Here is a 9,119-nt window from a genome sequence, read left to right on the forward strand (position 1 = left end):
CAGAAAGTGTACGGATTGCCTGAGGGAGTCAGCGACGAGGGGAGCTTTTATCTAAATCCGATTTATTCAACAAAGCCGGAAAAAGGTTGTTCAATCCTTGCTCACAGGATCATGATGATATAAGTCGTGAGAACAGAATAGTGTATCTTTAATGTTAATTTATTGTTGTGGGTTATTGTTTTGAGAACTATTTTTATCAAAAATAATCTCTCGCGAAACATCAATTTAGATGGATTGTAGTTATTTTAAATATACATTATGGTTAATTTGAATTTCCAACATTAGCAATGAGTTATGCCATTTTTTTGTTTTGAAAAATTACTTTTAAATTATCTGCACTTTTAATCTTTATTATTTTAGAGGAATATGTCGGTTAATTTTTATGCCAATAAATCTATATCGCTTCCCTTTGGGGATAGCGCTGAGGATCCTTATGCTATTTTCCGTCGCCGACCACCCCCTTTCATTACAAAAAAAACTGATTGCCTGGGTCTGTGTAACTCTGCAACTTCTCCCTCCCCTGTCGGGTATTATCCTGGCGGCCCCTGCTGTAGCCAAAGAGCAGCACATGCTTCCTGCAGCATCACACGACAGTGCACCGAAAAACTCCTTTGAGCAGCAGATAGCTTCCGGGGCGATGGCTCTGGGGACAACGCTTTCGGATGAGGATCGGACCTCATCCGAAGCGCTGTCGGATCAAGCGCGTGCGCAGGCGGGCAGTGCGGTAAACAGCACTGTCGAGGGCTGGCTAAGCCAGTTCGGTACCGTGCGTTCGCAAATCAGCCTGGATAACAATTTTTCTCTCAGTGACAGTAGCCTCGATATGCTGCTGCCGCTTCACGACTCCCCAGGCAATATGCTGTTCAGCCAGATTGGCGCACGCCGTAAAGATGATCGCACCACGGTCAACCTTGGCCTGGGGATTCGATTTTTCCCAAGCGAAGCATGGATGCTTGGGACTAATGCCTTCTATGACAAAGATATTACCGGCAACAATACACGTATGGGGCTGGGCGGTGAACTGTGGGCGGACTACCTTAAGTTTTCCGTCAATGGCTATCAGCGTCTAAGTGGATGGCATCAATCCCGTGATTTTGACGATTACGATGAGCGCCCGGCTAACGGCTTTGATGTTCAGCTCAACGGGTTTATGCCCGCTTATCCTCAGCTTGGCGGCAAACTGGTGTTTGAACAGTACTATGGCGATGACGTTGCGCTGTTTGGCAAGGATGACCGCCAGCAAGATCCGTATGCCGTTACGATGGGGGTCAATTACACGCCGATCCCGATGCTCACGCTAGGCGCGGAACAGAAGATGGGCAAATCCGGGCAGAATGATTTCAACGTCAATATGGCCCTCACTTATCAGCTGGACCAGTCCTGGGCAGGCAACACTTCTCCTGCGGCAGTGGATGCGATGCGCAAGCTGGCACGCAGCCGTTATGACCTGGTGGAGCGTAATAACAATATTATCCTCGAATACCGCAAGCAGCAGATTATCAAATTACATCTCGCACCTGAGAGTGTGCAGGGAGAGAGCAAAAGTACCCTGACAGTTATTGCAAAGGTCAGCAGTAAACATGGGCTGAAAGATATTAGCTGGACTGGCGGATCTTTCCAGCAGGCTGGAGGCGCCATTAAAGCGCTGGACGCCACGCATTACGAACTCACTCTGCCGACGTGGAAAGTCGCCCAGATTGCGCAGGCGACCAAAACAGCGAAGACAAGAAAGAACGGCAAGTCAGCCTCTGACGTCAGCCGCCTGCTCAACACTTATGTTCTGACTGCCGTGGCCCAGGACAGCAAAAGCAATCATTCATCCCCCGCACATCTGACTGTCGAAGTACTGCCACCACAGGCCCATTTTAGCAGCGAAGCCACGGTGAGTGGCGATAATGCCGCAGCAGATGGTGTGACGCCTGTCAACGTGGTGTACCACATTGTGGATGGCAACAAACAGGCGCTGCCCGGTGAACGGGTCACTCTGGTGATAACGCTACCTGAGGGCAGCACAACCACGAAAAAAATCCTTTCGGATGCGCAAGGGAATGTGTCGATTGACGTTGTCAGCCTTCTGCCGGGTCAAGCAACGGTTGAAGCACAACTCAGCAATGGAGAAAGCAGTCGCGTTACGATCCATTTTGCGGACGCGCAGCCCGATGCTGCCCACTCGTTACTGTCCGCCTCTCCTAAGAGTATTGCAGCGAATGGTAAAGCCATAAGCACGCTGACGCTGGCGTTGCACGATAGCCTGGATCGTCCCCTGGTCGGGCGTAGCGACGTCAAATTGCACATTTTTGGTATCGAAGGCACCAGCCTCAGTGTCCTGAAAGAAACCTCCGCAGGCAATTACACCGCGACACTGAGTGGCACACTGACAGGCACCGCTTCCATTACAGCCGAAGCTGGGGGAAGCACGCTCAGTAATGTCACCACGGATGTCCTGTTGACCAGCGATGAGAGTACTGCGCAAGTTAAAGACGGTAATTTCATTGTCATTAAAGATAACGTACCTGCCGATGGCAAAACCCCGGCAGGTGTCAAAGTGACCGTCACGGATGCCAGCGGTAATCCACTCGCGCACCAGAAGGTCACTTTCAGTGCTACCGACAGTGCGCTTGTGACGGAAAGTGCGGTCACTGACGATCAGGGGCAGGTGACGGTCCCCGTGACCAATACTCATGCCGGTGCGGTGACCGTTAAGGTGACGGTGAATGGCAGCACTCAGGCTGTGCAACTGAACTTTATTGCCGACGCGTCCACGGCTCAGGGCACCCTGACCGTGACGGCAGACGGCGCTGCGGCGAATGGCACGGCAGCCAACAGCGTCGAACTGACGGTGACCGATGCCAGTGGCAACCCGATTGCCGGGAGCAGTATCACGTTCACGGCCGATAATGGTGCGACAGTCGTGGCCGACAGTGGGGTCACGGGTCCAAATGGCAAACTGAGCACCACCCTCACCAGCACCACCGCCGGCAGCAGTACCGTGACCGCGCAATCGGCTAGCGGCGAGAAGCTGACCGCGAAGGTCACCTTTGTGGCCGACGGCAGCACGGCGCAAATCGCCGCGGGTGACCTTACGGTCATCACCAACGATGCAATCGCCAATGGCACTGCCCGTAACCAAGTGCAGGTTAAAGTCACCGATGCGCAGGGCAACCCGCTGCCGGCGCAAACTGTCAGTTTCACGGCCACTAACGGGGCGACGATAGCCGCCACCGCCAGCACCGACAGCAACGGCCTGGTTATCGTCGGCCTCACCAGCCTTAAAGCGGGTGACAGCCTGGTCACCGCTACCATTAACGGCAGCAGCCAGGCGGCTACCACCACCTTTATCGCTGACGCCTCCACCGCCCAGGGCACCCTGACCGTGACGGCAGACGGCGCTGTGGCGAATGGCACGGCAGCCAACAGCGTCGAACTGACGCTGACCGATGCCAACGGTAACTCACTGAAAAATGTGGTGGCCACCTTCGCGGTGGATAACGGTGCTAGCGTTACCGACAGTGTGACTACCAATGCCAGCGGTGTTGCTAAGGCTACGCTGACCAGCCTCCGGGCTGGCACCGCCACGGTAACGGCCAGCGCGCAGGGTTTGATACAAACCGTGCCGACCACCTTTATCGCTGATGCCGCAACTGCTCAAATCGCCAGTGGCGCCATGACGGTGGTGACGAACCACGCTGCGACAGATGGCGTAGCGACAAACAGTGTCCAGGTGGTGGTGGCCGATGCTAATGGCAACCGCCTGAACGGGCAGTCGGTCAGCTTTACAGCTGACAATGGTGCCACTATTGCAGCGAGCGGGGTGAGCGACGGCAACGGCGAAATTACCCTGCCGATAACCAGTATCACTGCCGGTGACAGCCTGGTAACGGCCACAATTAACGGCAGCAGCCAGAGTGTCACTGTTAGCTTTGAAGCGGATGGTAATACGGCACGAATCGCTGATGGGGCGCTGGTGATGGTCGACAACGACGCACTGGCCAACGGCAGTGATACCAACACCGTGCGTGCAACCGTCACGGATGCGACAGGTAACCCGGTTAGCGGGATATCGGTAAGCTTCAGTGCAACTCATGGAGCCACCATCACGGCAAGTGGTGTAACAGACGCAAGGGGTGAGGTGACTGCGACCCTGATGAGCACTATGGCTGGCACCAGCACCATCACGGCGACAGTCAACGGGGTCAGTCAGCATGTTAATGCGCGCTTTGTGGCAGATGCCAGCACTGCACAGCTTGCGGCGGGTGATTTCAAGGTGGCAAGTGATGGCGCGGTGGCTAACAATGTCTCGGCAAACCAGGTTAAGGTGCGGGTGACTGATGCCAATGGCAATGCACTGGCAGCTCAGACGGTCAATTTCAGCGCCGGAAATAGTGCGAACATCGCCGCCAGCGGTCAGACCGGAACTGATGGCACGTTGATCCTGCCGGTCACCAGCACAGTGGCGGGTGACAGCCTGATCACGGCATCAATAAATGGCAGCAACCTGAGTGTCACGGTGCACTTTGTTTATGACAAAACCACGGCGAAGGTTTTCGATCTGACGGCGCAGAGTGACAATGCCATCGCCAATGGCAGTGCCGCGAACACGGTGAAAGTGGTGGTGAAAGATGCGTACGGCAACCTGGCCACGGCGATGGGGGTGACGATGAGCGCCAGCAATGGTGCATCAGTGGCCACGGAAGGCGTCACCGATCGGAACGGGGAATACCTGGCATCGGTAACCAGTCTGGTGGCTGGAGCCAGTGTCATTACCGCGCAGACCAACGGGCAGAGTAAATCACTCCCCGTGACCTTCATCCCAGATAACCGCACCGCGCAGATTGCCGCAGGCAGCATGACTGTCACCAAAGACAACGCACTGGCTAATGGCACCGACAACAACAGCGTGCAACTGACCGTCACGGATGCCAAGGGCAATTCGGTGTCAGGACAGACCGTGAGCTTTACGGCTGATAACGGGGCCACCATTGCGGCCACGGTTGACACCGGGCCTGACGGCACCCTGACCCTGCCGATCACCAGCCCGGTGACAGGCAGCAGTAAGATTACTGCCTCGATCAACGGCAGCAGCCAGAGTGTGACCGTCACCTTCCGCGCTGATGCGGCCACGGCGACAGTGAGCGCGCTGACCGTGGACGGTGACAACGCCCTGGCCAACGGCACGGACACCAACTCGGTGAAAGCGGTGGTGCAGGACGCCCAGGGTAACCCGGTGCCGGAGATGACCGTGACGTTCAGTGCCGATAACGGCGCGACGATTGCGGCAACCGGCGTAACAGGGCCTGATGGCACGGTCACGGTAAGTCTGACTAACGTGACCGCAGGCGTCAGTCATGTAATGGCCACCGTGAATGGCAACAGCCAGAGCGTGCCGGTCACCTTTGTGGCGGATGCCAGCACCGCGCAGATTGCCACAGACAGCATGACTGTCACCAAAGACAACGCGCTGGCTAATGGCACCGACAACAACAGCGTGCAACTGACCGTCACGGATGCCAAGGGCAATTCGGTGTCAGGGCAGACCGTGAGCTTTACGGCGGATAACGGGGCCACCATTGCGGCCACGGCTGACACCGGGCCTGACGGCACCCTGACCCTGCCGATCACCAGCCCGGTGACAGGCAGCAGTAAGATTACTGCCTCGATCAACGGCAGCAGCCAGAGTGTGACCGTCACCTTCCGCGCTGACGCGGCCAGGGCGACAGTGAGCGCGCTGACCGTGGAAGGTGACAACGCCCTGGCCAACGGCACGGACACCAACTCGGTGAAAGCGGTGGTGCAGGACGCCCAGGGTAACCCGGTACCGGATATGACCGTGACGTTCAGTGCCGATAACGGCGCGACGATTGCGGCAACCGGCGTAACAGGGCCTGATGGCACGGTCACGGTAAGTCTGACTAACGTGACCGCAGGCGTCAGTCATGTAACGGCCACCGTGAATGGCAACAGCCAGAGCGTGCCGGTCACCTTTGTGGCGGATGCCAGCACCGCGCAGATTGCCGCAGGTAGCATGACTGTCACCAAAGACAACGCGCTGGCTAATGGCACCGACAACAACAGCGTGCAACTGACCGTCACGGATGCCAAGGGCAATTCGGTACCGGATATGACCGTGACGTTCAGTGCCGATAACGGCGCGACCATTGCGGCAACCGGCGTGACAGGATCTGATGGCACAGTCACGGTAAGTCTGAATAACGTGACCGCAGGCGTCAGTCATGTAACGGCCACCGTGAATGGTAGCAGCCAGAGTGTGCCAGCCACCTTTGTGGCTGATGCGAGCACAGCTATCATTGTTGACGGGGCGATGAGCGTTGTCACTGACGGTGCCATCACCGATGGTACAGACAGAAACAGCGTAAAAGTGATTGTTACCGATGCTAACGGTAACCTGGTGCCGGGTGTGAAGGTCAACTTCGCGGCAGATAATGACGCGATGATTGAAGCCAGCGGGGTGACAGATGCCAATGGTTCATTAACCATGACCCTGACCAGCACCCATGGTGGCGGTGGGGTGAGTAACGTCACCGCTTCACTGGACAGTGGTACACATGCGCAGATGGTGTCGGTGACCTTTATAGGGAATCCGACTATCTCGACGCTTGCCTTGGCTGACGGCCAGCTCGCCGTTCCTGCTGCGGGTCAGTCGAATACGCTGGTGGTTAAAGTAACCGACAGTTACAACAACAACCCTGTAACCGATGCTGCAGTTAGCCTGACACTTGATAATCTCAATTATCGCAACGTCTTTTCATTTGTCGACAGTGGTTCCAGTACTGTCAACGGGATCACGGATAACAAAGGAGAGCTGCAACTCAAAGGTATTAAAGCTGGCAATGTTATCTCCGGAAAAGGAGCATCGTCTAGCCTGGCGAGCTCTGGTACTCATACGATAACGGCAAATTTGGGTGAGGTGACCAGTACCCTAGTGGTAAAAACCCAGGGCATACTATTCAGCAACCGTGACGGCTCAGAAGTCTGGACAGTGCATTTTGATCCGAGCGGCGAAGCAAGCGATGTAGGTGAAGAGGCTTACGTTAGCTTTGACAATAGCGACGTGACTTACTACTGGCGCACCAATACAACGAAGGGGAATAATGTGGTCAATTACCTGAGTTCAGTGGCATTGAAAATATCTGCACCTGCTGATTCAACGGTGAATATGACGATTTCCACCGCAAATATGAGTGGTACCTATAAGATGCAATTTTGACGATCATTCCCGGTTAAACTCCCGCTCATGAGTGGAGTGGGAGTTTAACCGGGTTGGACATTCATCCATACAAAAACATCTTCGTATAACGTTTTATGGAGGGGCTGACAGGCGGCGGTTTTCCATCTGCATCATAACTCCCCATCAACACAGCGCAAATCGTCTAGCACACCCGCCAACACCGCCTGTTGGGTAGCAGCAACCAGCTGCGTCATCAAGTTGTCAACTTCCGCGGCAATCATAAACATTCGCAGCGTATCCAGCCCGATAAATCTGTTATCAAGGGCGCCTCCCGGCGGGAAAAAATCACGCTGTGTCCATGATAACCGATCCGCAGTAGTTACGGTTCGATCAGGCGTACCCTAGGGCACGCAGCAGTTCACAGAAAAGCTCCCACGCAAAACGGCATAATAAATTTTGGCCCGCTGACCATTAGTTATACTTGGGCAGCTTCATACCACGCCGCCATCGCAGATCTGGTGATCGGCCTCCAATGCGCATTTCCAGCTGCAGCGGTTAGGCGAATAGGGTTTCTTTCACGGTGGACACACGAGGTTTCAGTTTTTCAATAAATGTCTACTATAAGCCTAATCCCTCCACGTGCCTGAATAAGCTGCGAAAATGGCTTGAAGCCGGGCAGTGGCGAAGGTTCCCGGGGGCACATTCAAATCAGAGCAGTACTCGGTGAGCTGGCGCAGCCACTACTAGTTGTGGGCGATTTCTTGGACACCCAAGAGAAAGATAATGCATTCATATGAGGATAGGGTTCGAGCTGTTTGATTTCCTCCTGAAAGCAGTGCTGAAGTATCCGGTCTTTCTTTCATCTCACTGAGAGGCGTATCAACCATGATAAAGACCCGTTATACCGAGGAACAGATAACCTTTGCCCTTAAACAGGCCGAAACCGGCACTCAGGTGGATGAAGTGTGCAGAAAGATGGGGATTTTTGAGGCTATTTTTTACAATTTGAAGGAGAAGCTTGGCGGCCTGGGCGTGACAGAACGGCGCCGGTTACGTCAGTTGGAGGAAGAGAATCACCGCCTTAAACGGCTGGCCGTTGATGTCGGTCTGGACAAGGAAATGCGGCAGGAGGTCATCCGAAAAAAGTTCTGAGGCCGGTGCAGAAACGCGAGGCGGTCGAATACCTGCTGGCGGCGTACAGCATCGGGGTTCGCAGGGGATGCAGGCTGATGATGCAGAGCCGAAGGGTCTGTAACTACGGCAGCTGCCGTGATGGCAGGGGATATGGGAGATTGCAGAAATCCGCATTCGTTATGGTATGCAGCGGATCCATGACCGCTGTGGAACAGTTCTGGAGCATGGATTTCGTTGCTGATAATCTGTTCAAAGGACGCCGTATCCGTGCCCTGACTGTAAGCCGTGAATGCGTGGCGATGGAGGTAGGTCAGGGACTTCGCGGTGATGATGTGGACTCCATGATGGAACGGGTCAGGAAGACACAGCAGCGTGTACCACAGCGGCTACAGACGGACAACGGCAGCGAATTAATTCGAAAATGCTGGACCGCTGGGCGTATGAAAACCGAGTAACAATGGACTTCTCACGCCCGGCGAAGCCCACAGATAAAGCCCTGGTTGAGTCATTTAACGCCAGCCTGCGTGATGGATGTCTGAACATGCACTGCTTACTGTCACTGGAACATGCTCAGGAGAAGATCGAGCACTGGCGGCAGGAATATAACCAGTACCGGCCACATTCCTCGTTAAATAACCAAACTCCGGTAGAATTTATCCGAAGCCTGCAAAAAGTGATCTCCTCCCTGAAAACAGTGCCAGTCTAAACTGAAGTATCCGGTCTTTCTTTCATCTCACTGAGAGGCATATCAACCATGAAAAAGACCCGTTACACCGAAGAACAAATAGCCTTTGCCCTT

1 protein-coding gene and 1 pseudogene are annotated in these 9,119 nt (G+C 54.6%); both read left to right on the forward strand.

Annotated features, from left to right (window positions below; translation table 11 throughout):
* Positions 1 to 568: 568 nt before the first annotated feature.
* Positions 569 to 7,225: an Ig-like domain-containing protein gene (locus tag J1784_RS01795; protein WP_217147770.1), complete on the forward strand. Its 6,657-nt coding sequence runs from the start codon at positions 569 to 571 to the stop codon at positions 7,223 to 7,225.
* An 846-nt stretch (positions 7,226 to 8,071) separates the two neighbouring features.
* Positions 8,072 to 9,026, forward strand: a pseudogene (locus J1784_RS01800) (integrase core domain-containing protein).
* The last annotated feature ends 93 nt before the right edge of the window (positions 9,027 to 9,119 follow it).

Origin of the sequence: Rahnella ecdela (assembly GCF_019049625.1) — a bacterium.
Classification (GTDB): domain Bacteria; phylum Pseudomonadota; class Gammaproteobacteria; order Enterobacterales; family Enterobacteriaceae; genus Rahnella; species Rahnella ecdela.